24 protein-coding genes are annotated in these 24,664 nt (G+C 72.6%); 16 read left to right on the top strand and 8 right to left on the bottom strand.

What is annotated here, in order from left to right; translation table 11 throughout:
• The first annotated feature begins 185 nt into the window (after positions 1 to 185).
• Positions 186 to 1,811 (top strand): malate synthase A, encoded by a 1,626-nt coding sequence (gene aceB, locus ACZ470_RS08070; protein ID WP_468425493.1) that lies wholly within the window; start codon positions 186 to 188, stop codon positions 1,809 to 1,811.
• Positions 1,812 to 1,814: 3 nt separating this feature from the next.
• On the opposite strand, the gene ACZ470_RS08065 is transcribed toward aceB, so the two are convergent.
• Together ACZ470_RS08065 and ACZ470_RS08060 are read right to left on the bottom strand one after the other, a co-directional pair.
• Complete coding sequence (locus tag ACZ470_RS08065) at positions 1,815 to 2,741, bottom strand: HipA family kinase (RefSeq protein WP_468425491.1); 927 nt, start codon at positions 2,739 to 2,741, stop codon at positions 1,815 to 1,817.
• Positions 2,742 to 2,783: 42 nt separating this feature from the next.
• The gene (locus tag ACZ470_RS08060; RefSeq protein ID WP_468426281.1) at positions 2,784 to 4,274 is read right to left on the bottom strand and encodes an IucA/IucC family protein; all 1,491 of its coding nucleotides are present in this window, start codon (positions 4,272 to 4,274) and stop codon (positions 2,784 to 2,786) included.
• Positions 4,275 to 4,386: 112 nt separating this feature from the next.
• On the opposite strand from ACZ470_RS08060, the gene ACZ470_RS08055 reads away from it, so the two are divergent.
• Genes ACZ470_RS08055 through ACZ470_RS08045 form a run of 3 tightly spaced genes read left to right on the top strand, consistent with a single transcriptional unit; the run spans position 4,387 to position 8,021 of the window.
• Entirely contained in the window at positions 4,387 to 5,898 is a 1,512-nt protein-coding gene (locus ACZ470_RS08055; protein WP_468425490.1) for an IucA/IucC family protein, read from the top strand.
• A 45-nt stretch (positions 5,899 to 5,943) separates the two neighbouring features.
• Complete coding sequence (locus ACZ470_RS08050) at positions 5,944 to 7,218, top strand: VWA domain-containing protein (protein ID WP_468425488.1); 1,275 nt, start codon at positions 5,944 to 5,946, stop codon at positions 7,216 to 7,218.
• Positions 7,218 to 8,021 (top strand): hypothetical protein, encoded by an 804-nt coding sequence (locus tag ACZ470_RS08045; protein WP_468425486.1) that lies wholly within the window; start codon positions 7,218 to 7,220, stop codon positions 8,019 to 8,021. Before ACZ470_RS08050 ends, ACZ470_RS08045 begins: the two co-directional genes overlap by 1 nt.
• A gap of 46 nt (positions 8,022 to 8,067) precedes the next feature.
• Here the strand turns inward: ACZ470_RS08045 and ACZ470_RS08040 are convergent, their stop codons facing one another.
• A complete protein-coding gene (locus ACZ470_RS08040; RefSeq protein ID WP_468425484.1) occupies positions 8,068 to 8,694 on the bottom strand; it encodes a winged helix-turn-helix transcriptional regulator in 627 nt (208 codons plus the stop codon).
• A gap of 83 nt (positions 8,695 to 8,777) precedes the next feature.
• On the opposite strand from ACZ470_RS08040, the gene ACZ470_RS08035 reads away from it, so the two are divergent.
• On the top strand, positions 8,778 to 9,986 hold the full coding sequence (locus tag ACZ470_RS08035) for a pyridoxal phosphate-dependent aminotransferase (RefSeq protein ID WP_468425483.1): 1,209 nt from the start codon (positions 8,778 to 8,780) through the stop codon (positions 9,984 to 9,986).
• A 41-nt stretch (positions 9,987 to 10,027) separates the two neighbouring features.
• Entirely contained in the window at positions 10,028 to 10,354 is a 327-nt protein-coding gene (locus tag ACZ470_RS08030; protein WP_468425481.1) for a hypothetical protein, read from the top strand.
• 7 nt (positions 10,355 to 10,361) lie between these two features.
• On the opposite strand, the gene ACZ470_RS08025 is transcribed toward ACZ470_RS08030, so the two are convergent.
• Positions 10,362 to 10,778 (bottom strand): winged helix-turn-helix transcriptional regulator, encoded by a 417-nt coding sequence (locus tag ACZ470_RS08025; RefSeq protein ID WP_468425479.1) that lies wholly within the window; start codon positions 10,776 to 10,778, stop codon positions 10,362 to 10,364.
• Between the two features lie 100 nt (positions 10,779 to 10,878).
• Here ACZ470_RS08025 and ACZ470_RS08020 point away from each other — a divergent pair, with 100 nt between their 5' ends.
• Complete coding sequence (locus ACZ470_RS08020) at positions 10,879 to 12,330, top strand: MFS transporter (protein WP_468425477.1); 1,452 nt, start codon at positions 10,879 to 10,881, stop codon at positions 12,328 to 12,330.
• A 9-nt stretch (positions 12,331 to 12,339) separates the two neighbouring features.
• Here the strand turns inward: ACZ470_RS08020 and ACZ470_RS08015 are convergent, their stop codons facing one another.
• Together ACZ470_RS08015 and ACZ470_RS08010 are read right to left on the bottom strand one after the other, a co-directional pair.
• Entirely contained in the window at positions 12,340 to 13,041 is a 702-nt protein-coding gene (locus ACZ470_RS08015; protein WP_468425475.1) for a hypothetical protein, read from the bottom strand.
• 45 nt (positions 13,042 to 13,086) lie between these two features.
• A complete protein-coding gene (locus ACZ470_RS08010) occupies positions 13,087 to 13,413 on the bottom strand; it encodes a hypothetical protein (protein ID WP_468425474.1) in 327 nt (108 codons plus the stop codon).
• Between the two features lie 157 nt (positions 13,414 to 13,570).
• Here ACZ470_RS08010 and ACZ470_RS08005 point away from each other — a divergent pair, with 157 nt between their 5' ends.
• Together ACZ470_RS08005 and ACZ470_RS08000 are read left to right on the top strand one after the other, a co-directional pair.
• Complete coding sequence (locus tag ACZ470_RS08005; RefSeq protein WP_468425472.1) at positions 13,571 to 14,458, top strand: serine/threonine-protein kinase; 888 nt, start codon at positions 13,571 to 13,573, stop codon at positions 14,456 to 14,458.
• A gap of 56 nt (positions 14,459 to 14,514) precedes the next feature.
• Entirely contained in the window at positions 14,515 to 18,045 is a 3,531-nt protein-coding gene (locus ACZ470_RS08000) for a protein kinase domain-containing protein (RefSeq protein WP_468425470.1), read from the top strand.
• A gap of 16 nt (positions 18,046 to 18,061) precedes the next feature.
• On the opposite strand, the gene ACZ470_RS07995 is transcribed toward ACZ470_RS08000, so the two are convergent.
• Positions 18,062 to 18,967: an oxidoreductase gene (locus tag ACZ470_RS07995; RefSeq protein WP_468425468.1), complete on the bottom strand. Its 906-nt coding sequence runs from the start codon at positions 18,965 to 18,967 to the stop codon at positions 18,062 to 18,064.
• A gap of 142 nt (positions 18,968 to 19,109) precedes the next feature.
• Between ACZ470_RS07995 and ACZ470_RS07990 the strand changes: the two genes are divergently transcribed.
• Positions 19,110 to 19,994, top strand: a complete 885-nt coding sequence (locus ACZ470_RS07990) for a helix-turn-helix transcriptional regulator (RefSeq protein WP_468425466.1) — start codon at positions 19,110 to 19,112, stop codon at positions 19,992 to 19,994.
• On the opposite strand, the gene ACZ470_RS07985 is transcribed toward ACZ470_RS07990, so the two are convergent.
• Complete coding sequence (locus ACZ470_RS07985; protein WP_468425464.1) at positions 19,986 to 20,447, bottom strand: ATP-binding protein; 462 nt, start codon at positions 20,445 to 20,447, stop codon at positions 19,986 to 19,988. The two genes, ACZ470_RS07990 and ACZ470_RS07985, sit on opposite strands and share 9 nt — an antisense overlap.
• Positions 20,448 to 20,601: 154 nt before the next feature.
• Here ACZ470_RS07985 and ACZ470_RS07980 point away from each other — a divergent pair, with 154 nt between their 5' ends.
• The 6 genes from ACZ470_RS07980 to ACZ470_RS07955 all read left to right on the top strand — a co-directional run bounded on the left by ACZ470_RS07980 (position 20,602) and on the right by ACZ470_RS07955 (position 24,626).
• Positions 20,602 to 21,432 (top strand): helix-turn-helix domain-containing protein, encoded by an 831-nt coding sequence (locus tag ACZ470_RS07980; protein ID WP_468425462.1) that lies wholly within the window; start codon positions 20,602 to 20,604, stop codon positions 21,430 to 21,432.
• Positions 21,429 to 21,638: a DUF397 domain-containing protein gene (locus tag ACZ470_RS07975; RefSeq protein ID WP_468425460.1), complete on the top strand. Its 210-nt coding sequence runs from the start codon at positions 21,429 to 21,431 to the stop codon at positions 21,636 to 21,638. Before ACZ470_RS07980 ends, ACZ470_RS07975 begins: the two co-directional genes overlap by 4 nt.
• Positions 21,635 to 22,270 (top strand): hypothetical protein, encoded by a 636-nt coding sequence (locus ACZ470_RS07970; RefSeq protein WP_468425458.1) that lies wholly within the window; start codon positions 21,635 to 21,637, stop codon positions 22,268 to 22,270. The genes ACZ470_RS07975 and ACZ470_RS07970 overlap by 4 nt, the downstream gene beginning before the upstream one ends.
• Positions 22,271 to 22,328: 58 nt before the next feature.
• Positions 22,329 to 22,751 carry an acyl-CoA thioesterase gene (locus tag ACZ470_RS07965; protein WP_468425456.1) on the top strand — a complete coding sequence of 141 codons (423 nt, stop codon included), beginning with the start codon at positions 22,329 to 22,331 and terminating at the stop codon, positions 22,749 to 22,751.
• A gap of 239 nt (positions 22,752 to 22,990) precedes the next feature.
• Positions 22,991 to 23,875 (top strand): lysozyme, encoded by an 885-nt coding sequence (locus ACZ470_RS07960; protein WP_468425454.1) that lies wholly within the window; start codon positions 22,991 to 22,993, stop codon positions 23,873 to 23,875.
• 85 nt (positions 23,876 to 23,960) lie between these two features.
• Positions 23,961 to 24,626 (top strand): peptidoglycan recognition protein family protein, encoded by a 666-nt coding sequence (locus ACZ470_RS07955; protein ID WP_468425452.1) that lies wholly within the window; start codon positions 23,961 to 23,963, stop codon positions 24,624 to 24,626.
• The last annotated feature ends 38 nt before the right edge of the window (positions 24,627 to 24,664 follow it).

The following is a 24,664-nucleotide window of genomic DNA, read 5'->3' as shown; positions in this document are numbered from 1 at the left end:
GGGATGGCACTGAGCGCCACGTTCCCTCGACCCGGAGAATCTCGACATCAACAAAACATTGAACTTCCACCATGAGGAAACTACTATCCACTGCTCAGAAGCGCCCGACCGCCGTACGGGCGTCCCCAGCCGTACCCGGGTCGACCGGCACCCGGTGCCATGCACGCCGAAGGAAGTGACAGCTGATGTCCGCACCAGCGCCGTCCCCGCTGGCCATCGTCGACGCCGAGCCCCTGCCCCGGCAGGAGGAGGTCCTCACCGACGCGGCGCTCGCCTTCGTGGCCGAGCTGCACCGGCGGTTCACGCCCCGGCGTGACGAGCTGCTCGCCCGCCGCGCGGAGCGCCGCGCCGAGATCGCCCGCACCTCCACGCTCGACTTCCTGCCCGAGACGGCCGCGATCCGCGCGGACGACTCCTGGAGGGTGGCCCCGGCGCCCGAGGCCCTCAACGACCGCCGGGTCGAGATCACCGGCCCCACCGACCGCAAGATGACCATCAACGCCCTCAACTCCGGCGCGAAGGTCTGGCTCGCGGACTTCGAGGACGCCTCCGCGCCGACCTGGGCGAACGTGGTCACCGGCCAGCTCAGCCTGATCGACGCCTACACCCGGAACATCGACTTCACCGACCCGGCGTCGGGCAAGTCGTACGCCCTGCGCCCGGACGAGGAGCTGGCGACGGTCGTCATGCGCCCGCGCGGCTGGCATCTGAACGAGCGGCACCTCACCGACCCGGACGGCACACCGGTCCCGGGCGCGCTGGTCGACTTCGGCCTGTACTTCTTCCACAACGCCAAGCGCCTGATCGACGCCGGCAAGGGCCCGTACTTCTACCTCCCCAAGACGGAGTCCCACCTGGAGGCCCGCCTCTGGAACGAGGTGTTCGTCTTCGCGCAGGACTACATGGGGATCCCGCAGGGCACCGTCCGCGCCACGGTCCTCATCGAGACGATCACGGCCGCGTACGAGATGGAGGAGATCCTCTACGAACTGCGCGACCACGCCTCCGGGTTGAACGCCGGCCGCTGGGACTACCTGTTCTCCATCGTCAAGAACTTCCGTGACGGCGGCGCCAAGTTCGTCCTGCCGGACCGCAACGCGGTGACGATGACCGCCCCGTTCATGCGGGCGTACACCGAACTCCTCGTGCGCACCTGCCACAAGCGCGGCGCGCACGCGATCGGCGGGATGGCGGCGTTCATCCCGTCCCGCCGGGACGCCGAGGTCAACAAGGTGGCCTTCGAGAAGGTCCGCGCCGACAAGGACCGCGAGGCGAACGACGGCTTCGACGGCTCCTGGGTCGCCCACCCCGACCTGGTCCCGATCGCCATGGAGTCCTTCGACCGGGTCCTCGGCGACAAGCCGAACCAGAAGGACCGACTGCGTGAGGACGTCGACGTCAAGGCGGAGGACCTCATCGCCGTCGACTCCCTGGACGCCAAGCCCACTTACGCGGGCCTGGTCAACGCGGTCCAGGTCGGCGTCCGCTACATCGAGGCGTGGCTGCGCGGACTCGGCGCGGTCGCCATCTTCAACCTGATGGAGGACGCCGCCACCGCCGAGATCTCCCGCTCGCAGATCTGGCAGTGGATCAACGCGGGTGTCGTCCTCGACAACGGCGAGCGGGTCACCGCCGAACTCGCCCGCAAGGTCGCCGCCGAGGAACTGGCGAACATCCGCGCGGAGATCGGCGAGGAGGCGTTCACGGCCGGCAACTGGCAGCAGGCGCACGACCTGCTGCTCAAGGTCTCCCTCGACGAGGACTACGCCGACTTCCTCACCCTCCCGGCGTACGAGCAGCTCAAGGGCTGAGCCCTACTGCTCCGAGCGGCCCAGGTGCACCGACCAGTCCTGGGCCGCCGCCGGTTTGCCGTGCAGGTCGGGCACGCGCTTGAGCCAGTCCGGGCGGCCCCGCTGGGTCCGGGCCGCCCGCCGGGCGTTCTCCTCGGCGAGCTCCTCCGCGCTGGGGAAGTCCGTGGGCAGCCACTCCCGCGAGGCCCGCACGCGCGCGTGGAGGTATGTCACGTACGCCTCCCGGACCTCGTCGGGCGTGGTGAAGCGGTGGTCGTCGGCCAGCCAGTCGTCGGGCACCTCGGCGGTGATGGACCGCAGCAGTTCCTCGGTCACCTTCGGCGCCAGCTCGGCGTCCGCGGCGCGGACGTCGGGGCCGTAGTGGCCGAGGGCGTGATGGCGGAAGTCGTACGCCTTGGCCGGGTCGGAGCCCTCCCAGCGGTGGTGGAAGACGAGCGCGGCGCCGTGGTCGATGAGCCACAGCCGCGGGGGTGCGGCGCCCAGCGTGGGCCAGACCACCAGATTGGAGCTGTGGACGGTGCGGTCCACGTTCACGGTCAGCGCGTCGAGCCAGACGATCCGCCCGGCCTCCAGCGGATCGACGGGAAAGTCCCGGGCGACCTCGGGGGTGAAGTCCGCGGCGCCGGACAGGTAGTCCATGCCGAGGTTGACGCCCGCGCTGGAGGCGTGCAGCTCCCGCACCTCCTGGTGGGGCTCGCTGTCCGCGATCGCCGGGTCGAAGTGCACCAGGACCAGCTCGGGGAAGCGCAGGCCGAGGGCGCGGGCCAGCTCCCCCACGATCACCTCGGCGACCAGCGCCTTGCGGCCCTGCGCGGACCCGGTGAACTTGACGACGTACGTCCCCAGGTCGTCGGCCTCGAAGACGCCGGGCACGGAGCCTCCCGACCTGAGCGGGGTCACATAACGAACAGCCTTCACGTCGCGCAGCACACCGGCCAGCGTACGGCAGGCTTCCCTTACCCTCACCTGCCTTTATGCGCCGGCCAGCGGATTGGGCAGCGGCAGGTAGCGGGCGTCCGCGCCGTCCGCGGCGGTCCAGCGCAGCAGGAGGTTGGTCTTGGCGGGCAGGGTCGGGGCGGTGAGGAGGGCGGGGATCTCGGGGAGGTCGTGGCGGGAGAGTTCGTCGCGCAGGGCGGGCCAGGGGTCGAGGCCGGGGTGGTGGTCGGCGAGGGCGGCGGCGATCTCCATGAGGTGGTTGACGACCAGGCAGTAGACCAGGCGTTCCCAGCCCGCCTCCCTGGAGACCGCGGACAGCAGTTTCACGCCCTCCGCGTCCCGGTACAGGGCCTGTACGGGCATGCCGCCGGCGTCCACGGCGATCAGCGCGTTCTGGAGGTGGGCCTCCAGGACGACGCCGTGCCGGTCGAAGGCCGTCAGCGCGGGGGGCACCACCCGCGCCAGGTACGCCCGCCACCAGTCCGCCGGACGCGGGGTGCCGGCGAGCGGGTCGCCGTCGAAGCCCTCCGCCAGCGCCGCCGCCAGGTAGGGGGTCGCTCCCTGCACCAGGTGCCCGCGCAGCCCGTCGCGTACGACGACGGCCAGCTGCTCGTGGGCGAAGTCCGTGGTGCGGTGGCCCCGGTCGCTGAGCCAGGCCGCGTCGAGCCCGGCGAAGGCGTCGCGTACGGCCGTGTCGGTCACCCGGAGTCCGTCCAGGTCGTGGCGCCACAGGCGGCGGATGTCGTTGGTGATGCGCACGTCCAGGCTGAACTTCAGGAACAGGTCCCGCTCGGGCGCGTACACGGTGCGGATCGCCGCCGTGGGCCAGGCCGGGAAGGCGGTCGTGCCCAGCCGGACCAGGCGGCCGTCGGCGAAGGCGGGGGCGAGGTCACGGGCCGCGAGGTCCAGCTGCCAGGGGTGGGCGGGGAGCAGCCGGTAGCCGGGCGGGGCGGTGCCCAGGCGGTCGAGGGCCGCGGTGTCGCCCTCGTCCACGACGGCGTCCTCGCGCACTCCCAGCAGCGCCAGCGGGAAGCGGGCGTGCGCCTCGGGCGCGTACGGCAGCCAGGCCGCCGCGGGGCCGCCGCCCCGTGCCTTGGGGGCGGGGTGGTGGGTGTGGCCGGTGATCAGGGCCTGTTCGGAGCGCAGATACGGGTCGTCCGGCGGGGTGGCCAGGGCTCGGGCGGCGAGCAGGACGGCCACCGTGTCCCGGCTGTCGAGCATCTCGGCGGGCAGTTCGTGGTTGGACAGGCCGGTGTGCCGGCGCAGCTCCTCGGCGACGAGTTGGACCAGCTCCGGGTGGCCGACGCGGTGCCAGGTGCCGGCGGCGTGGACCTCGGGTGCGGCGGGGCGTCGGGTGCCGCGCACCCGCAGCAGACGGTCCGTGCCGGGCAGGCGGTACGTCCGGTGCCCGTGGGAACCCGGGCCCGGCACGGGCTGGGCCACTTCGCGCAGCAGGCAGTTCAACAGCGGCACGGCCGCGTACGCGTCGGCGCGGCGCGCCGCGCCGTCGTCCGCGGGCGGGGGCATGAGGTCCACGCGTTCCCCTGGTTCCTTACGGTCTGTGCGGGCGGAGACGATCAGTATGTCTGTCACCGTCCACCCATACGTCCCACACCGCGTGTACCCGAGGAGCCCGCCCGTGCACCGTCCCTCCCCCGCCGAGGCCGAGGTCGCCGACGAACTGGCCGTCGTACGGCCCGGCCTCGTGCCCGGGTACGCCGACGCGCTCCCCGGTGCGCGGGCCGCCGTGCTGACCCGGCTGTGGCGTGGCCTCGCGCATGATCCGCTGCCGTGGGTGGCCGGGCGGGAGACGACGGGTGACGGGCTCACCCTGCGGCTGACGGACGGGCGGCGGCTGCACGGCCCGCGGGCGGATCCGTACGCGACCGGCGCGTATGTCACGGACGTACGGCTGGACGGGGCGGGGTACGGCGATCCGGCGCGGCTGATGACGGAGCTCGCGGTACCGCACTCGGCGGTCTTCGCGGCCGAACTCGGGCACAGTGTCGCGTCGTTGGCGTTGTCGCGGGCGGGGCGGCCGCGGGACGACCCGCGGCAGTGGCCGGCCCGGGACTGGGAGTGGGAGCAGCGGGTGGTGGACGGGCATCCGTTCCACCCCAACTGCCGTTCCCGGCCGGGCTTCTCGGTGGCCGAGCAGCTCGCCTACGGGCCGGAGCACGGGCCGCTCGTGGAGCTGGGGACGGTGCCGGTGCCGGACGGGGAGTGTCTGGTGACGGGGGTGTGGCCCGAGTGGCTGCGGGAGGCGGGGCGGGTGGTGATCCCGGTGCACCCCTGGCAGGCGGCGCACGTGCTGAAGCGGGCGGGTGGGCGGCGGCTCGCGGCGCATCCCCTGATGGCGCTGCGGACCCTCGCCTTGCCGGACGGGCCGCACGTCAAGACGGCACTGAGTGCCCGGCTGACGTCCTCGGTGCGGGACATCTCGCTCGGTTCGGTCGCCGCGTCGGCGGTGCTGTCGGACTTCGGGCAGGCGGTGGCGGCCCGGACGGACGGGCTGCTGCACATCACGCGCACGCTGGGCGCGGTGGCGGCGGGTTCGCCGGATCTCGCCGCGGTGCTGCGCGAGTCGCCCGAGGTGTTCGCGGGGCCCGGGGAGCGGGTGGTGCCGGTGGCGGCGCTGGCGACCACCGAACTCCCCCGCTCCGCCTCCTGGTCGGGCCGGTTCGCCCGGCTCGCGCTCACGGTCGGGCTGCGGCTGCTGGAGCTGGGGGTGGCGCTGGAGGCGCACGGGCAGAACCTGCTCGTGGTGCTGTCCCCGGCCGGGGACCCGGTGCGGCTCGTCTACCGCGATCTGGCCGATCTCCGGGTCGGCCCCGCGCGCCTCGCCCGGCACGGCGTCCCGCTGCCCGGAGGGCTTCCCGCGCGCATGGTCACCGACGACGAACGCACCCTGCGGCGCAAGCTGTTCGGTTCGCTGGTGGCCGGGGCGCTGGCGGGGATCACGGGGTCGGGGCCGGCGCTGCGGGCGGCGCTGGAGAGCGCCGTACCGCGGCTGCCGCGCACCCCGGACCTGGCCGCGCTGCTCGAGGAACCGGTGCCGACGAAGGCGCTCACGCAGATGCGGCTGTCGCCGCGGACGGCCGGGGACCGGTGGGCGGAGCTTCCCAATCCGCTGCGGTACGAGCCGATGTGACATCCCGTTTTGGAGGAGGCCACTTCTGATCAATAGGATCCGCCGATGATCAGAAGAAAACGGCCGGTGGCAGGCGCCTGTGCCCTGCTCGCCGCACTGACGGCCGGGCTCGCCTTCCCGGCCGGGGCGGCCGCCGGTGAACCCACGGGCCAGGACGCGCCCAAGGTGAACCTCGTCCTCGATGTGAGCGGCTCGATGCGCGCCAAGGACATCGACGGCCAGTCCCGGATGGCGGCGGCGAAGCAGGCGTTCAACGAGGTGCTGGACGCCACGCCGGAGGAGGTCGAGCTGGGCATCCGCACCCTGGGCGCGAACTACCCCGGCGACGACCGCAAGGAGGGCTGCAAGGACACCGCGCAGCTCTACCCGGTCGGCCCGCTGGACCGCACCGAGGCCAAGACGGCGGTGGCCACGCTCGTCCCGACGGGCTGGACCCCGATCGGCCCCGCCCTGCTGAAGGCGGCGGACGACCTCGACGGCGGCGCCGGCTCCAAGCGGATCGTGCTGATCAGCGACGGCGAGGACACCTGTGCCCCGCTGGACCCGTGCGAGGTGGCCCGGGAGATCGCGGCCAGGGGCATCGGCCTGACCATCGACACCCTGGGCCTGGTGCCGAACGCCAAGCTGAGCCGGCAGCTCAGCTGCATCGCCGAGGCGACCGGCGGCACGTACACGTCGGTCGAGCACCAGGACGAGCTCACCGACCGGGTGAACGAGCTGGTGGACCGGGCGGCCGAGCCCGTGGTGACGCCGGTGGCCGCCGAGGGCGCCGACTCGTGCGCGAAGGCGCCGGCGCTGAAGTCCGGTCTGTACACCGACCGCGAGGAGTTCGGTCAGCAGCGCTGGTACCGCGTGGAGGTGCTGCCGGGGCAGGAGCTGCGCGCCTCGGTGAGCGTGGCGGCGGACCGGGCGGTGCGTCCGGACCACGGCGTGCTGCTGCGGGCGGTGACGACGCACGGCCGGGAGATCGTGCGCGGTGAGGCGGCCGGCAACGGCCGTACGGACGTGCTGTCCACCGGGCTGCGGTACCCGAAGCCCGAGCTGGAGGACAGCGACGGCGACAAGGTCGCGGCCGAGGTCGTGTGCCTGGCGGTGACCAACTCCTTCTCGGCGGACTCCGGGGTCAAGACCACGCCCGGTCTTCCGCTGGAGCTGACCGTCGACGTCGTGGACGGTCCCGACGGGGCGGGCGACGTGGCTTCCTTCGGTCTGGGCCGGGGCTGGTGGCTGCTCGGCGCGCTGATCCTCGCCGGCTTCGTCGCCGGTCTGCTCTGGGGCTGGCTGTCACGCTGGCGGGTCGCCGTCTGGAGGACCAACTGATGCGCGTCACACGTGTACTGAGTGCCGCCCTGCTCACGCTCGGGCTGGCCGCGGCCCCCGCCGCGGCCGACTCCTCGCCCTCCCCGGGCGCGTCCGAGGACGGCGGGGCGCCCACCCGCGCGGGCACCTCGTTCCGCACCGCGGCGGAGGTCGAGCAGGGGCAGACCGCCACCGCGCGCGCCTCCACCGGTGACTACCTGTACTGGTCGTTCCCGGCGGACGCCGGGCAGCGTCCCACCGTCCGGGCCACGGTGAAGCTGCCGGAGACCCACGCGGCGGAGACCTGGCAGATCGACGTGTACGACGGTCTGCGCCGCCGTCAGGCCTGCCAGTACGGCGCGCAGACCCGCACCGCCCCGGCGGACGCGGCCTCGGTCGAGCTGGAGTGCGTGCTGCGCACCGTCCGCGCCTGGTCGGAGCCGTGGGCCAACGACCCGCTGCCGGGCACCTACTACGTCCGGCTCACCGCACTGCGGCTGTCCACGGCGGATCTCGGTCAGGCCGTGGACACCGAACTGCGGGTGGAGTCCAAGGACATGGGCGGCGCGGCGGCGGTGGACGGCGCGCTGGCGCGGCCGCTGGTGCCGGGCATCGCGACACGCGCCGAGGCCGACGAGGACGACGACTCGCCGTCCGCCGTGCTCGCCGGTCTGGAGCCGGAGGACGGCTGGACCTCGGGCTGGTGGTCCGACCGCTGGGTGTGGACGGCGGTGGGCGGTGCGCTGGCCGCGCTGGCGGGTGTCGGCGGGTACCGGCTGACGCGGGGATCCGGGCGCCCGCCCGGGGTGCCGCCGACCGCGTGACGCCCGTACGGAGGGCCCGCCCCGTGCGGGCCCTCCGTCGTTCGTCTCACAGCTCCCGCAGGGTTTTGGCGAGCGTGCCGTCGCCGGTGACCTCGGCCCGCCCGGCGCGCACGGCGTCGGCCAGGGTCAGCTCACCCCGGCTGATCGCCGTACAGGTGGCGGTGTCCAGGGACAGCAGGGCGTCGGGCTCCCCGGGGGCGGGCCCGTCGCCGTACACCGGCCCGTCCTCGGCGCCGACGTGCAGGTGGAACCGCCCCTCCTCCAGGCGTACTTCGACGAGGCCCTCGCCGTCCAGGGCCCGCAGCAGGGGCAGCGCGAACCAGTGCGCCCGTACCGCGTCCGTGGGCCGCCGCTCCCCCAGTTCGGCCTCGCCCCAGGCGCCGAGCGCCTGGAGCACCGGCAACAACGCGGTGCCGCGATCGGTGAGTTCGTACACGTACGCCGCTCCGGGCGGCGGCAGCCGGCGCCGGGTGGTGAGCCCGTCGCGTTCCATGTCCTTCAGCCGGGAGGCCAGTACGTCCGTGCTGACGCCGGGCAGGTCCGCGTGCAGGTCGGTGTAGCGGCGCGGTCCCGCGAGGAGTTCGCGGACGATCAGCAGGGTCCAGCGGTCGCCGACGGCGTCGAGCGCGCGGGCGGCGGAACAGTACTGGTCGTAGCTTCGGCGAGGTGACATGCGACGCAGTCTAGACATGTTGTTGGACTTTCCAAGCTCTCACTTGGTAAAACCAAGCAACACGACGTGAGGGGAAGCGGCGCATGGAGTTCCGGCAGTCGAGCAAGCTCAGCGAGGTCTGTTACGAGATCCGCGGCCCGGTCATCGAACACGCCAACGCGCTGGAGGAGGCGGGGCACAGCGTGCTGCGCCTCAACACCGGCAACCCGGCCCTGTTCGGTTTCGAGGCGCCGGAGGAGATCCTCCAGGACATGATCCGGATGCTGCCGCAGGCGCACGGCTACACCGACTCGCGGGGAATCCTCTCCGCCCGCCGCGCGGTGGCCCAGCGCTACCAGACCCTGGGTCTGGAGGTCGACGTGGACGACGTCTTCCTCGGCAACGGCGTCTCCGAACTGGTGTCGATGGCCGTCCAGGCGCTGCTGGAGGACGGCGACGAGATCCTCATCCCCGCGCCGGACTTCCCCCTGTGGACGGCGGTGACCACCCTCGCGGGCGGCAAGGCGGTCCACTACCTGTGCGACGAACAGGCCGAGTGGTACCCGGACCTGGACGACATGGCCGCGAAGATCACGGACCGTACGAAGGCCGTGGTCATCATCAACCCCAACAACCCGACCGGCGCGGTGTATCCGAAGGAGATCGTCGAGGGCATCCTCGATCTCGCCCGCCGGCACGGCCTGATGGTCCTCGCCGACGAGATCTACGACCAGATCCTCTACGACGACGCCGTGCACCACTCGGCCGCCGCGCTCGCCCCCGACCTGGTGGTGCTGACCTTCTGCGGTCTGTCCAAGACCTACCGCGTGGCGGGCTTCCGCTCGGGCTGGCTGGTGGTCACCGGTCCGAAGCAGCACGCGAAGGACTATCTGGAGGGCCTGACCATGCTGGCCTCCATGCGGCTGTGCGCCAACGCTCCCGCCCAGTACGCCATTCAGGCCGCGCTCGGCGGCCGGCAGTCCATCCGCGAGCTGACCGCGCCCGGCGGGCGGCTGCGCGAACAGCGGGACGTGGCCTGGGAGAGGCTGAACGAGATCCCCGGCGTGAGCTGTGTGAAGCCGAAGGGCGCGCTGTACGCGTTCCCGCGCATCGACCCCTCGGTCCACAGGATCCACGACGACGAGAAGTTCGTCCTCGACCTGCTGCTCCGGGAGAAGATCCAGGTCGTCCAGGGCACCGGCTTCAACTGGCCGTCCCCCGACCACTTCCGCATCCTCACCCTCCCCCACGCGGAGGACCTGGAGGCGGCGATCGGCCGCATCGGCCGCTTCCTGAGCGGCTACCGGCAGTAGGCCGCGGAACCGCCGGCGGGGACACCCGCGTCCGATCTTGCATGCGGGAAGAACCACTGGGCTGTGCGGGCATCCTCCTGGCGGGCCTGGGTGCCGTGGCCGCGGTGCTCGCCTGGGCGCCGAGGGCGCGGGTCAGCGTCCACGGCGGCTTCGAGGGCATGCACCGGGACCTGAGCGTCCTCTACGTCGACCTCCCCCTCATCGCCGCCGGGGGCGCACTCGTGCCGCTCGCCGCCTGGCTGCTCACCCTGCGCACACTGCGCCGCCCGTGGCTCGCGGCCGTGATCGCGTCGGGCGCGCTCGCGCTCGGGATCTGGGGGCTGCTCAGCTGGTGGACCCCCTATCAGCGGCCCGAGTTCATGGGTTAGCGAGCGATCAGCGACGGGCGGGCTGCGCGTCGGCCGGGGCGGGGTCGTGCTCGGCGTCGTAGGCCGCCCGCGACTCGGCGATGTAGACCCGGTGACGCTCGGACCAGTCCGTAAGCCGTAGCAGGGTCTCATGCAACTCCCGGGCCACCGGCGTGAGTTCGTACTCCACCTTCGGCGGCACCGTCGGGTGGACGGTACGGCTGACCAGTCCGTCGCGCTCCAGGTTGCGCAGGGTGAGGGTCAGCATGCGGCGGCTGATGCCCTCGATGCCGCGCTCCAGCTCGGTGAACCGGATGGGGCCCTGCGCCGCCGCGACCAGGATCTGCACGCTCCATTTCCCGGCGACCCTGTCAAGAACTTCCCGCACCGGGCACGCGTGCGCGTTCACCACCTGCGAGGTAACACCGGTGTTCCTCTGGGACATCGGACTGCCTCCTTACGCCGACTCCCATGGTTACTCAGGATGTACCCCGTTACAAGTCGTGCACCTTTGGAATCCGGGCAGAAAGCGGAGGCACCACCCCATGTCGACCACGACCGAGTCACCGGCGCCGGTGGCACCCCGACGAACGTACTCCCGCTGGGCGTCCCTCGTCGTGCTGTGCGCGGGGACGCTGATGACGATCCTGGACGGCAACATCGTCACGGTCGCCATGCCGGCCATCCAGAGCGACCTGGGCTTCAGCGCGCCGGGGCTGGCCTGGGTCGTCAACGCCTACCTCATCCCGTTCGGCGGCCTGCTCCTGCTCGTGGGCCGGCTCGGCGACCTGATCGGCCCCAAGCGGATGTTCACCGCCGGGCTGGCCGTCTTCACCGCGGCCTCCGTGCTCTGCGGGGTCGCGGACGATCAGGCCGTGCTGATCGCGGCGCGTGCGGTCCAGGGCGTCGGCGGGGCGATGACGTCGGCCGTGGTACTGGGCATGCTGGTGGCGCTGTTCCCCGAGGGGCGTGAACAGGCCAAGGCCATCGCCGTGTTCAGCGCCGTCGGCGCGGCGGGAGGGGCGCTCGGCACGTTTCTCGGCGGGGCGCTGACGCAGACCCTGGGCTGGCACTGGATCTTCCTGATCAACCTGCCGATCGGGGTCGTCGCGCTCGTCGCGGCGGTCCGCGTGCTCGCCCCCGACGGATCGGACGCCGCCGCCGGGTCCGCCCGGGGCGCCGACCATCTCGGGGCCGCGCTGGTCACGGGCGCGCTGATGCTGACCGTGTACGTGATCGTGGGCACCGGCGAGCGGAGCACGAGCCGCACCCTGCTGCTGTCCGCGCTCGCCCTGGCCCTGTTCGTCGCGTTCACCCTCCGCCAGGCCCGCGCCGCACGTCCGCTGCTGCGGCTCGGGCTGTTCCGCTCACGGCTCCTGAGCGGGGCGAACGCCGTACAGGTGCTGATGATCGCGACGATGTACGGGTTCCAGTTCATCGGCGCGCTCTATCTGCAACGGGTCCTCGGCTACGGCGAGTTGGCCACCGGGCTGGCCTTCCTTCCCGCGCCGGTCGCGATCGGCGTGCTGATGCTGGGCCTGTCGGCGCGGGTGGTGGGCCGGTTCGGCGCCTACCGTGTGCTGCTGTCCGGGCTGGTGCTGATCGTCGCCGGGATGGCGCTGCTGAGCCGGGCGCCGGTGGGCGGCGCGTACGTGACGGACGTACTGCCGCCGATGCTGCTGCTCTCGGTCGGGTTCGCCGCCGCGATGCCCGCGCTGACCGGGCTCGCCATGACCGGGGCGCGGGAGGAGGACGCGGGGCTCGCGTCCGGGCTGTTCAACACCACGCAGGTGGTGGGCGGTTCACTGGGCCTCGCGGTGCTGTCGGTCCTCGCGTCGAGCCGCACGGACGGGCTGCTCGCCGACGGCGCGGAGGTGGTAGCGGCGACGGCCGAGGGGTATCAGCTGGCCTTCCGGGTGGCGGCCGTGATCGCCGTCGGGGCGCTGGGGCTGGCGGCGGTGGCGCTGGGGGGACGCAAGCGAGGGCGCAACGCCTGAATCTCCTGGTCAGGCGGTGAGGGGCTCGGTGTCGGGGCGGCCCGGCACCGGCTGCCGTCCGGGGGACGGCGCCGGGTCACCGATCTCCTCACCCAGCGCCGTCACGGCGCCCTCCAGGACGTCCGGGCCGACGATGTTGATCAGCAGCAGACCGAGGGCGTACGACTTCTGGGTGTCCGTCATCTCGCTGGCGGCCAGCGACTCCACGGCGGTCGCGAGGTCCTGCTGCTCCTGCTCGGGCAGGTTCTGGAGCAGGGCCAGGCAGAAGGCGGGCAGGGCGACCCGGGCGCGCTCGAACCGCACCCCGCGCATGATGCGGGTGACCTGCTGGGAGCGGTCCTTGGCGCGGACGCGGTCCACTCCCCGGTCGGCCACGCCCAGCAGCATGGCGAGGATGAGGTTGGGGCCGACGCCGACCTCCTGGTCGCCGATGCGGACGTTGAACAGCGAGCTGCGGAACAGCGCCAGGGCGGCCAGTCCGGCGACGAGCACCTGGAGGGCCGCCGTCTGGTCGGGGGACGTGGAGCCGAACCGCCAGTCGAACGCGCGGATGAGCCACAGCACGCCGGTGCTCGCCGCCGCGTTGAGCAGGACGTAGAACCACGCGCTGGCGACACCCAGCAGCGCCGATGGACGGTCGCGGTAGCGCGACATCAGTTCGGCCGTGCCCACCAGCGCTCCCAGCACGCCCGCCGCGACGAATCCCTGCACCTGGTGCCCCTCCCGTCTGTCGCCTGCCTGAACCGGTCCTGCGGGCTAACGCGTGCTGTCAACGAACTCTTCTCCCGCAGGAGTGAGTTCGAGTACCTCGTCGGGGCCGGCGGCGATGACCTCCACCAGCGACAGCCGCCGGAGCATCTCCACCGTCTCGGCGATCTGAAGTGTGGTGAGGCCGAGTTCGACCCGCAGCTCACCGACCACCGTGGGCGGCCTGCCGTGCAGCGCCCGGATCACCCGCATCGCGTCGGGGGGCAGCGCGTCCGTGGAGCGCATCGGTTCGGCCGGCGAGTGCCCGACGGAATACTGACGGTTCGTCGCGTTGAGAAACGTGCTGAACGGATCCGCGGAGTGGTCCCTGGACATCCCGGCCCTCCTTGAAGCAGTACAACTACCGGACCGCATCACCCTTTGGTCGGCTTTCCGCACAAACCGTCCCGGTTCGGGTGCGGCCCCCTACTATACGAGGCGACCTGGATCACAGGGTCCGGTTCCGATCCGCGCGGACACGGGGAGAGTGCCGATGGACACCCGTAACCGGCCGCCGGTCCTTGGTCGTTGGGCGATCGGCCCACGGCTGGGGCGAGGCGGCATGGGCACCGTGTACGGCGCCGTCGACCAGGAGAGCGGCGAGCGCTGCGCCGTGAAGGTGCTGCGCGGGGACGCCGGTTCGCATCCCGGTGGGGATCCGCGCGTGCTGCGGGAGCTGCGTACGGCCGAGGTGCTCGTCCACCCCCATGTGGTGCGCACCCACGCCTGCGGATACGCGGACGGGCGGTACTTCCTGGTGATGGAGCTGTGCGAGGGCGGCAGCCTGGAGCAGCGGGTGCGGCACGGGGAACCGCTCGGCCCGGACGCGGCCGTCGCCCTGTTCCTCGACGTGCTCCACGGTCTGCACCACGCGCACACGGCGCCCCTGGAGGCCGTCGACGCCGAGGGCAGGCCGGTGCGGGTCACGGGCGTGGTCCACCGCGACATCAAGCCGCACAACCTGCTGCTGGCGGGCGATCCGTCGGCCCCCCAGGTGAAGATCGCGGACTTCGGCCTGGCCAAGTCGTACGAGCTGGCGGGGGCGAGCGGACTGACCCGTTCCGGCGCGTCCGCCGGGACTCCGGCCTTTATGCCCCGGCAACAGGTCGTCAACTTCAAGTACGCCCGGCCCGACGTGGACGTCTGGGCGGTCGCGGCCTCCCTGTACTTCGTACTGAGCGGCGGCCGCACCCCGCGGGACTTCCCACCCGACCGCGACCCCTGGCTGACCGCCTGGCACAGCGCGCCCGTGCCGCTGTCCGAGCGGGCGCCGGACGTGCCGCCGCGCCTGGCCCGCCTGGTCGACGAGGCCCTCACCGACACCCCGCGCATCCGCTTCCCCACGGCGGCCGCCCTCCGGTCGGCGCTGGAAGCGGTGTAAGGCGCGTTTCCCTGTTATGCGCGTCTCCCCCACTCCCTTCCCGGAAGGACCCCCGCATGCCGGTGCACAGCTCCCGCTCCTGGCCGTCGTCCGGACACCCCGCCCGGCCCGGGGACGGCACCCCCTGGCCGGCCGGATCGACGGTGCTGGGCGAGTTCGTCGTCGAACGCGCCCTCGGTCACGGCGGTTTCGGCGAGGTCGTCCTGGCGGTGAGCCGGCGCACCGGGGACCGGTACGCGGTGAAGCGGGTCCACCGCGACGACCCCGTGGAACAGGGCCGGTTCCTCACCGAGGCGCAGCGGTGGATCGGACTGCCGCCGCATCCGCACATCACCCCCTGCCACTTCACCCGCACCGTCGGCACCCAGCTGGCCGTGTTCAGCGAGTACGTCGCCGGAGGGTCCCTGGCGGACTGGATCGCGGACGGACGGCTGTACGCCGGCACGCCCCGGGAACGGCTGCACACCGTGCTGCGCATCGCCGTGGAGGCGGCCTGGGGGCTGGACGCCGCGCACGCCCACGGGTTGCTCCATCTCGACACCAAGCCCGGCAACGTCCTGCTCACCGAGGCCGGCGGGGCGCGCATCACGGACTTCGGGCTGGCGACCGGTGGTGAGCGGGACGCCAGGGACGTCATCGGCCAGGAGTTCGTCCTCGACTTCCTGACCCGGGAGGGCGACGGCATCGACGCCGAGGCGAGCGAGGCGCTCAAGACCGTGCTGCGGCAGACGCTGGCGGAGGCGCGGGCGGAGGAGGCGCCGCCGCCGAGCGCGGTCGCGGAGGGCGTCACCCCCGGCTACACCTCCCCGGAACAGGCGGAGGGCCGTCCGCTGGGGCGGCCCGCCGACCTGTGGAGCTGGGCCGTCACCGTGCTGGAGATGTTCACCGGTGGCCGCACCTGGCCCTCGGGGACGCTCGCCGGTGTGGCGCTGGAGGCGTATCTGGAGGAGCGCCGGAACGGCGCGGCGGGTCCGGTGGACATGCCCGACGGAGTGGCCGCGCTGCTGCGGGCCTGCTTCCGGACGGATCCGGGCGAGCGTCCCGAGTCCCTCCGGGACGCGGCGGACAGCCTGGTGCGGACCGCCGTACGGGAGTGCGGCATCCCGCTGCCCGGCGATCCGCCGCCCGCCGCGCCGCGTCCCTCCCCGAAGGGCGGCTTCGAGCGCCGGCTGCCCGGCGGGGCCGCGTGGCAGGACCCCCGCGAACTCCTCGGCGCCGCCTACGAGGCCGCAGGCCGGGACCCCGGGGAGGCGGTGCGGTTCTGGCCGAGCGGGCACGGCAGCCGGGCCTCGCAGGCCATGGAGGACCTGCGGGCGCTCACCGAGGCGGCCAGGGTCCTCGACACCGTGCCGGAGCCCGACGACCCGGTACGGCTCCTGCGGGCGCGTGTCACCGCCGAGTCGGGCAGGGTCCGGCACAGCCTCAACGACCTGCCCGGAGCCGTCGCGGCCTACCGGTCGGCCGCCGAGGCCCTGGAGGAGCCGGCCCGGCGGGGACCGGACCGGGACTACGCTCTCTCGCTGCGGCTCGCGGTGCTGCACTCGCTCGCCATCGTCCTGCGGCTGTCGGGTTCCCCCGGCGAGTCGGTGGCGATCTGCGATCAGGTCCTCGACGCGGCGGCCGCGCTCCCGGACCCCGTGGAGGCCGCCCGGACCCGGGGCATGGCACTCGGCACGAAGGCGAACGCCGTCGCCGATCCGCACGAGCGGCTCCCGCTGACCGAGCAGGCCGTCGAGGCCATGACCGCCGCCGGTGAGGACGAGGGCGTCGCCATCGCGCTGGCCGGCCGGGCCGGGGCGCTCGAGGAAGCAGGGCTCCCGGACGAGGCGACCGCCGTGTGGGAGCGGGCCGAGGAACTGCTCGAGGCCGCCGCCGCGCCGGGGCGTACCGATCTCGACGCCGTCCGCGCCCAGCTGCGCCTCAACCGGGCGGTCACCTCGGACAACAGGCGGGACTCGGCCGAGTACGCGCGGAAGGCGATCGAGCTGTACGAACCCCTGGTGGTGGAGCGGGGCCGGCACGATGTCGCCGGCGATCTGGGCCGCGCCCTGCTGCTGTCCGGCCTCGGCCACGAGAGGTCCGGACAGCCGCAGGAGGCACTCACCTCGTACCGGTCGGCCCGCTCCTTCCTGGAGGACGCGGTCCTGCGCGACGGCCGCCTGGAGTACGTCCGCTATCTCGCGCAGGCCCATGACCACGAGTCGACCCTCGTACGGGCGCTGGAGGACCCGGCCAGTGCCGTCGCCCTCGCCCGGCGGGCCGTCGACGTGTGGGACCGGCTCAGCGCCACGGACGGCCGCGACGCCTGGGCCGTCCAACGCGCCGACGCGCGGCACAAGCTCGCCGACGCGCTGATCGACGCGGGGGAAGGGGCCGCCGCGGCCCGGGAACTGGACGAGGCCGAGCGCGTCCTGGGGACGGCGTCCGGCCCGGACACGGGCAGTCGCCGCCTGGTGGCGGCGCTGATCCACAACGGGCGGGCCGTGCTGCTGCGCAGGTCAGGAGAGCCCGAGGCGGCGTGCGACGAGGTAGGGGTCGCGCTCGACGCCCTGGGCACTCCGGTCGACCCGCAGGAGGAGCAGGTCCGGGTGCAGTGCCTCCAGACCCTCAACGCCGCGCTCGGCAATCTGAACCGGCACGCGGAGGCGCTGGCGGTCGTCGACGACATCACCACGGCCGTGGAGTCCCTGTTCCGGCGCGGCGAGGTGTCCCTGCGCGATGTGGCGGACGCCCGCCAGCGCCGGGTCAACGTGCTGCTCCGGCTCGGCCATGTCGTCGAGGCGCAGGCCCCCGCGCAGCAGGCGCTGCGGGAGTACCGGAGCCTGATCGACGAAGGGCGCGCGGACCTCGTGAGCGAGGCGGCCCGGCTGCGCGGAGCCCTGTCCGTGGCGCTCCAGCGGTCCGGGGACCTGGACGGCGCGGTCCGCGAGATGGAGACGATGCGCCGGCACTTCGCCGAGCGGACCACGTACCCGTGGCAGCGCCTCCTCCCCGCCCAGGCCGTGAACACCGCGGCCTCACTGGGCGCCGACCCCAACGCCCTGCTGCTCCAGGGCCTGGACGTCCGGCTCGCCGACCTGGCGAAGGTACGGGACGTGAAGCCGCGGCACGTGGAGCGGCTGCTCGCCGAACTCGCCCGGCACCGCGAGGAGTTGGTGTCGGGCACGCTCGCCTTCATGGAGCCGGACCAGGTGTCCCAGGCCCTGGAGGACATGTGCGGCAGCCTCGTGTGGCTGGCGGAGCGGCATCCGGGGGACGCGGTGCACGAGGCGTGCGTGGAGACGGCGCTGGTCTCGGGCGTCACCGCGATGCGCTGCGCGCGCGACGGCGCGGCCGAACGCGGGTTCCGGCTGGCCGTGGCCCATGGCCGGGTCCTCGTACTGGACCGAGGCCGGACGGCTCACCTGGAGCGCTGGTCCAACGCCCATGTGGCACTGGCGTCCTGGCAGACGTTCCGGGGCGACGAGGACGGGGCCGGCCGCACAATCCGCGAGATGGAGACCCACCTGACCGCCCTGGTCCCGGCCCAGGTGTCGGCCTGGTCCGCGCACGCCCGCCAGGCGCTCGCCGCGTTTCGGCGCGGGTAGTTCCGCGCCGCACGGCTCACAGGTAGCGGACGCCCGTCAGTTCCTCGGCCGCCGCCCAGAGTCGCCCGCCCACGGCCGGATCGGCCGCCTCCCGGCCGATCCGGGCCTCGGTGACCCGGCCGCGTGTCTCCCCGAACCCCGACGGCCCGAAGAACTGACCGCCCCGCACGCCGGGATCGGTCGCGGCGCGCAGTTGCGGCAGCGCGCCCTGCTCCACCGACTGCGTGATCAGCAGGCCGGCCCGCGCGATCACCTGTCCGAGCCGGCCACGGTGCTCCCAGGCACGCGGGGTCAGGTTGGTGCGGGTGAGACCGGGGTGGGCGAGCGTGCTGATGACCGGTGATCCGGCGGCGCGCAGGCGCCGGTCCAGCTCGATGCCGAAGACCGTGGTGGCGAGCTTGGACCGGCCGTAGGCGGAGGCGGCCCCGTAGTCACGTTCCGCCATCAGGTCGTCGAAGTCGAGGTGCGCGTTCTTGTGGGTGATCGAGCTGAGACTGACCACGCGGGCTTCCCTCGCCGCCTCCAGCCTGTCGAGCAGCAGGCCGGTCAGCGCGAAGTGCCCCAGCATGTTGGTGCCGAGGTGCAGTTCGAAGCCGTCGGCGGTGGTGCGGCGCGGGCCGAGCAGGACCAGGCCGGCGTTGTTGACCAGCAGGTCGACCGTCGGATGGTCGGCGGCCAGCTTCGCGGCGAACGCGCGGACGGAGTCGAGCGAGGCCAGGTCCAGTTCGCGCACCTCCACGTCACCGCCGATCCGGCGGGCGGCCTCCGCACCGGCTGCGGTGTCGCGGACCGCGAGCACGACGTGGGCGCCGTGGCGGGCCAGCTCCCTGGCCGTGATCAGGCCGAGGCCCGAGTTCGCGCCGGTCACGACGGCGATCCTGCCCTGCTGGTCGGGGATGCGGTCGGCGGTCCATCCGGCCATGCGCTGCTCCTGAGGGTGTCGGCGGGGTGTGCGTGGGGTGCGCCGACGACGTTAGGAGCGGTGCGGGCCGGCTCGGTCGTTCCGGTTTCCCTAGGTCCGCGGGACCTACCTTGGTCGCCCGGCGAGGAGACACACTGGGGGCATGACCCATCCGTACGCCCGTGAGCTCGGTGATTTCCTGCGCGCCCGACGCGACCGGCTACGCCCGCGGGACGTCGGCCTGGAGCCGGGCGGCCGGCGCAAGGTCACCGGGCTGCGGCGCGAGGAGCTGGCCCTGCTGGCCGGGCTGAGCACCGATTACTACCAGCGGATGGAGCAGGGCCGGGAGGTACGCCCGTCCGACGACGTCCTGGACGCACTGGCCGGCGCGCTCGGCCTCGACGAAGCGGAACGCAAGCACCTGTTCGGCCTGGCCCGTGCCGCCCGTCGACCGGTACCCGCCCGGCCGGACCGCGGTCCGGAGAGGGTTCCGGACAGCACACGGCGGCTGCTGCGGGTCATGGACACCCCTGCGGTCGTACTCGGCCGCCACCTCGACCTGCTCGCCTGGAACCCGATGGCGGAGGCACTGCTCGGCAGCCCGGACGGCTACCCGCCCGACCGGCTCAACATGCTCCTCCTGCTGTTCGACGACACGCTGACCGGCGAGCGGAGCTGTCCCGACTGGGAGCGTCAGGCCCTGGACTACATCGGCATGATGCGCGCCGCCGTAGCCACCGACCCCACCCATCCGCGCGCCACCGCGATCATCGGCGAACTGAGCATCCGCAGCGCCGAGTTCCGTCGGCTGTGGGCCCGGCACGACGTACGGGTCTCGGTCAGCGGCACCAAGACCTTCCGGGTCCCCGAGGTCGGCGACGTCGTCCTGGACTGGGACACCTATCCACTGCCCGGCCGGCCCGGTCCGGTCATGCTGGTCTTCACCGCCGAGCCGGGCAGCCCCGACGCGGACCGGCTGCACCTCCTCGCGTCGCTGCGCGCGACCCGCTCGAACGGAAAGGCGACCCCACCGGCCGCCTCACCCTGAGCCCAGGGCGACTTCGCACCAGACCGTTTTGGTGTACGGGTCGCCGCCGGTCGTTCCCCAGTGGGTCGACAGGGCCTCGACGAGGAGCAGACCGCGGCCGGACTCCTGCTCCGGTGCGGTCGGGGCGAGCGTGCCGGGTGTGGGTGGGCGGCGGTCCGGGCGGGCGTCCGTGAGTTCGATACGGAGCGTGGCGTCCGCCGGGTGAAGGGTGAGGCGGAGCCGGAAGTCCCGGCCCCGCACGTGTCCGTGCACCACCGCGTTCGCGGCGAGTTCGGCCACCAGCAGGGCCGCCGTGCGGTTGGCCTCGGTGTCGTACGGCCAGCCCCAGGAGGCGAGTTGCTCGGCGGCGAGGTGCCGGGCGAGGCGTGCGCCCCGGGTGGTGGCCGAGAGCCGGATGCCGAAGTGGCGTGTGGGGCCCGTGTGTTCGGCGGTCGGAGCGATGTCGACGTTCATGTCACTCAGCGTGGTCGGCCGGATCTACTCTGAACAGTCACGACGTCGGTACGCAGCGTCACCGTACGGGCGCTGTCCGGCTCTGTCCGGGCCGCGACGCGTGACGCCCCGCCCCGGCGCCGAGTTGGGCACGGGTGGCGTGGAGGTGTGGGACATGAGCGTGGAACCTTACGGCGCGGACGAGGAGTCCGCGGCCGTTCTGCGGACCGTCGGGCGGGTCATCAAGATGTGCCGGGAGCGGGAGGGTTTGACCCAGGCCGGTCTCGGAGCGCAGATCCGGTACAGCGAGGAGCAGGTGTCCTCCGTGGAGCGCGGGCGGCGGGCGCCGACGGAGTCGTTCCTCGACGCGGCGGACCGGGTGCTGGAAGCGGGCGGCCTGATCGCCGGGCTGAAGAAGGATGTGGAGAAGGCCCGGTTCCCGAAGAAGGTAAGGGATCTGGCCAAGCTGGAGGCCGAGGCCGTGGAGATCTGCGCGTACGACAACTCCGTGGTCAACGGGCTCCTACAGACTGAGGAGTACCTGCGAGCGGTGTTCGGGTCTCGGCGGCCCGCCTTCTCCGAGGAGGAGATGGATCGGGTGGTGACGGCGCGGCTGGCACGTCAGGAGATCATCGACGGTAAGCAGATGAACCTGTCCTTCAGCTTCGTGCATGATGAGGCTGCCTTGCGAAGGCGGGTCGGAGGCAGAATGGTGCTGCGCCGACAGCTCGAACGGCTGTTGGAGATCGGGCAGATGCGGAACGTGGAGATCCAGGTCCTTCCTCTGGATCGTGAGGACAACGCCGGTCTCGGCGGCCCCTTCCACCTGCTGCGACTCAAGGAGGGCACCACGGTGGCACACAACGAGGTACAGCGGACCAGCCGACTGATCTCGGAAAGGAAGGAGATCCAGATCCTGGAGCTGCGCTACGGAGTGATCCGGGCCCAGGCCCTGCCGCCGCGTGAGTCGCTGGCCTTCGTCGAGAAAGTTCTTGGAGAGACATGAGTGTGAAGCCCCCGGCCGGTGACGGCACCGAGTTGACCTGGTTCAAGAGCAGTTACAGCACCGACGACGGGCCGGCCTGCGTGGAGGTCGCCTCCACCCCCGAAACCATCCACATCCGCGACTCGAAGCACATACACGGCCCCCGCCTGACCTTCTCCCCCCAGCACTGGGCCGCCTTCCTCCCGTACGCCTCCGGACGCCGATGACCCGACCGCTCACCGCCGCGCAGCGCCGCCTCATCGACGCCGCCGATCCCGACACCGGGCGGCTGAGGGGTACGCCGGTACAGCTCGCCGCGCTGGTGAAGCGCGGGCTCGCGTTCCGGCATCCGAGGCCGCCGCACGACCACTTCCTGACCCCGGCGGGGCATCGGATACGGGAGGCGGAGACGGAGACGGCGTCCGAGCCGGAGGTGAAGGCACCGGCCGCGACCGGCGTGTTCGCCGCGCGGGTCGGTGGCGAGGCCTCCGCGCCGGTGTCGGGCCCGGCCCGGCTCCGGGAGGTGCGCGGTGCCTGGCAGGGCATGCTGGAGCTGCGGCGGATGACCAATCCCGACGGTGCCACCGACCGGCCCTGCGGCTGGGAGCGTTCGCATCTGGTGCAGGCCGCCGCCCTCGCCCTGGAGGCCGCCGGGCACCGGCCGGCCGGGGTGGACGGCACGGGCGGCTACCGCGTACGGGAGACCCCACAGCCGGAGGCGGTCGCCGTGTACGAGCCGGACGGCGAGGCGTTGCGGGCCTGCGCGGCCACCCTTGAGCGGGCCGGCTGGCAGGCCGGGGAGTACACGGAGCCGAGGACGCGGGCGCGCTATCTGCTGGCCTCCCCGCGCCGGGCGTGAGCGGCATGCCAAGATCGGTGGGTCGGGCAACGAACCGGGCAGTCGTGAAGGGGACGCAGTGAGCGAGCCGTTTTCCGTACGGGTCACCGTGCGCGGATACGAGACCGACGTACAGGGCCACCTCAACCAGGCCGTGTATCTCAACTACGCGGAGCACGCGCGCTGGTCGCTGCTCCAGGAGGCCGGGATCACCCAGTCCGGCCTGATCGCCCAGGGGGTGGGGCCGGTCGCCCTGGAGACCACCATCCGCTACAAGCGCGAGCTGCTCGCCGGTGACGAAGCCGATGTGACCTGCTCCTTCGTCTGGAGCGGCGGCAAGGTGTTCACCATCGAGCAGACGATCACGAAGGCCGACGGCACCGTGGCGGCCGAGATCACGGCGGTCGGCGGTCTGCTGGACCTCAAGCAGCGCAAGCTCGTGCCGGATCCGGGGAGCGTCTTCCGGGAGCTGGCGAAGGACCCCGGCCTGTTCGGGCTGTAGCCGAGGTTTCACGCGCTGAAAGTTTCCGCCGCCGGGTTCCCAAGTTTCCTGGCCATCCGCTCCTACAGTGGACCAGACCACCAGAGAGGAACGGAGTCTCTTTACAGGCGCGGAATCTACGTGCGTAACTAATGACGCGCGCACGTCAATCAGCACCTCAATCAGCACGGAACTGCCCAGGTGGCAGCGGCCGACGTCACCTCCTTCGCTCATCCCCACATGTGTCAGGAGGCAGCCCCATGTTCTCTCCCCTCAGCCCCTTAGCCGGACCTCGCAGACGGATCGTCACGGCGCTCGGCGTCCTCGGCGCCGCCCTCGCGCTGACCGCCACCACCGTCGGTGGCGCGACCGCCGCACCCCAGCCCGACCGGGACCGGGTCGACATCGAACCCGGCGAGGCGTACATGGGTGTGGGCACCCGCATCCACGAGGGCCTACGTGCCGGGGAGCCGTCGATGGGCATCATGGCCCCGACCGACGGCGTCCAGGGGATCGACGTATCTCACTGGCAGGGCTCCATCAACTGGACCTCGGTGCGCGGCTCCGGGATCCAGTTCGCCTGGATGAAGGCGACCGAGGGCACCACCTACAAGGACCCGAGCTTCAACACCAACTACCCCGCCGCCTACCGCGCCGGCGTGATCCGGGGGGCGTACCACTTCGCGCGTCCCAACGTCTCCAGCGGCGCCACCCAGGCGAACTACTTCGTCAACAACGGCGGCGGCTGGTCGCGCGACAATCTGACCCTGCCCGGCGTCCTGGACATCGAGCACAACCCGTACGGGGCGATGTGCTACGGCCTGTCCACCACGCAGATGCGCAGCTGGATCAACGACTTCTACAACACGTACAAGTCGCGCACCAGTCGTGACGTGGTCATCTACACGACGGCGAGCTGGTGGAACACCTGCACCGGCAACTGGACCGGCATGTCCACCAAGAGCCCGCTGTGGGTGGCGCACTGGACCTCCGCGGCGTCCCCGACCATCCCGAGCGGATTCCCCACCTGGACGGTGTGGCAGTACACCAGCACCGGATCGGTCGGCGGTGTCGCCGGCAACGTGGACCGCAACAAGTTCAACGGCTCCCGCGACCGGCTCCTGGCGCTCGCCAACAACACGTGACGGGCTCGGTGGAGCGGGCGGCCGTCCGCCGTCCGCTCCGCCGTCCTTCTCTCCCCCCACCCGCTCCCCTCCATGAGGAGTGACCGTGCATCCCGAGAACGTCCTCCGTCGCCGTCTTCTGATCGCCGGTGCGGCCGGTCTGGCCGCCGCCACCGCCCTGCCGGGCACCGCGCACGCGCGGGACGTCGGCGCCGACGCCATAGAGCCGGACATCGACTCCACCGCGGCCTGGGGAGCCCGTGCCCCGCAGGGAAACATCAGCCTCCTCCAGTACCGGCCGAGCAGGATCGTCATCCACCACACGGTGAGCACCAACTCCACCGACTACTCCCGCGCCCAGGCGCACGCCCACGCCCACTGGGTCCAGGACCTGCACCTGGACAAGAACGGCTGGGTCGACACCGGCTACCACTTCCTGGTCAGCCGGGGCGGCTGGATCACCGAGGGCCGGCACGGCAGCCTCCAGGCGCTGACCGGCGGCCGGAACTTCGTGCTCGGCTCCCACACCTCCGGGCAGAACAACCAGTCGCTGGGCATCGCGTGCGAGGGCGCGTACCACGCGGGGGCGGTGCCGCCCGCTGCCCAGTGGGAGGTGCTGGTGACGCTGTGCGCGTACGCGTGCGTGCGGTACGGCATCCCGTCCGCGCAGCTCTACGGCCACAAGGACTACGGCGAGACGCTGTGCCCGGGCGTGTACCACGACATGCTTCCGCGGTTGCGGTCTGAGGTGGCGGCGGCCCGGGCGGCGTAGCGTGCGCCGGGGGTGGGTTACTCCGGCCGGCGTTCGCC

This window comes from Streptomyces sp. NPDC031111 (assembly GCF_055570675.1).
Note: the sequence above shows the minus strand (reverse complement) of the source record. Positions and strands in the feature narration are given on the sequence as shown.

What these genes read in the sequence shown, in the direction of transcription:
- ACZ470_RS08005 (WP_468425472.1), top strand. Translation starts at nt 13,571, where the DNA reads ATGGACACCCGTAACCGGCCGCCGGTCCTTGGTCGTTGGGCGATCGGC.
- ACZ470_RS07975 (WP_468425460.1), top strand. Translation starts at nt 21,429, where the DNA reads ATGAGTGTGAAGCCCCCGGCCGGTGACGGCACCGAGTTGACCTGGTTC.
- ACZ470_RS07970 (WP_468425458.1), top strand. Translation starts at nt 21,635, where the DNA reads ATGACCCGACCGCTCACCGCCGCGCAGCGCCGCCTCATCGACGCCGCC.
- ACZ470_RS07995 (WP_468425468.1), bottom strand. Translation starts at nt 18,967, where the DNA reads ATGGCCGGATGGACCGCCGACCGCATCCCCGACCAGCAGGGCAGGATC.
- ACZ470_RS07980 (WP_468425462.1), top strand. Translation starts at nt 20,602, where the DNA reads ATGAGCGTGGAACCTTACGGCGCGGACGAGGAGTCCGCGGCCGTTCTG.
- ACZ470_RS07985 (WP_468425464.1), bottom strand. Translation starts at nt 20,447, where the DNA reads ATGAACGTCGACATCGCTCCGACCGCCGAACACACGGGCCCCACACGC.
- ACZ470_RS07990 (WP_468425466.1), top strand. Translation starts at nt 19,110, where the DNA reads ATGACCCATCCGTACGCCCGTGAGCTCGGTGATTTCCTGCGCGCCCGA.
- ACZ470_RS08030 (WP_468425481.1), top strand. Translation starts at nt 10,028, where the DNA reads ATGCGGGAAGAACCACTGGGCTGTGCGGGCATCCTCCTGGCGGGCCTG.
- ACZ470_RS08045 (WP_468425486.1), top strand. Translation starts at nt 7,218, where the DNA reads ATGCGCGTCACACGTGTACTGAGTGCCGCCCTGCTCACGCTCGGGCTG.
- ACZ470_RS08035 (WP_468425483.1), top strand. Translation starts at nt 8,778, where the DNA reads ATGGAGTTCCGGCAGTCGAGCAAGCTCAGCGAGGTCTGTTACGAGATC.
- ACZ470_RS08060 (WP_468426281.1), bottom strand. Translation starts at nt 4,274, where the DNA reads ATGCCCCCGCCCGCGGACGACGGCGCGGCGCGCCGCGCCGACGCGTAC.
- ACZ470_RS08010 (WP_468425474.1), bottom strand. Translation starts at nt 13,413, where the DNA reads ATGTCCAGGGACCACTCCGCGGATCCGTTCAGCACGTTTCTCAACGCG.
- ACZ470_RS08050 (WP_468425488.1), top strand. Translation starts at nt 5,944, where the DNA reads ATGATCAGAAGAAAACGGCCGGTGGCAGGCGCCTGTGCCCTGCTCGCC.
- aceB (WP_468425493.1), top strand. Translation starts at nt 186, where the DNA reads ATGTCCGCACCAGCGCCGTCCCCGCTGGCCATCGTCGACGCCGAGCCC.
- ACZ470_RS08040 (WP_468425484.1), bottom strand. Translation starts at nt 8,694, where the DNA reads ATGTCACCTCGCCGAAGCTACGACCAGTACTGTTCCGCCGCCCGCGCG.
- ACZ470_RS07960 (WP_468425454.1), top strand. Translation starts at nt 22,991, where the DNA reads ATGTTCTCTCCCCTCAGCCCCTTAGCCGGACCTCGCAGACGGATCGTC.
- ACZ470_RS08000 (WP_468425470.1), top strand. Translation starts at nt 14,515, where the DNA reads ATGCCGGTGCACAGCTCCCGCTCCTGGCCGTCGTCCGGACACCCCGCC.
- ACZ470_RS08025 (WP_468425479.1), bottom strand. Translation starts at nt 10,778, where the DNA reads ATGTCCCAGAGGAACACCGGTGTTACCTCGCAGGTGGTGAACGCGCAC.
- ACZ470_RS08020 (WP_468425477.1), top strand. Translation starts at nt 10,879, where the DNA reads ATGTCGACCACGACCGAGTCACCGGCGCCGGTGGCACCCCGACGAACG.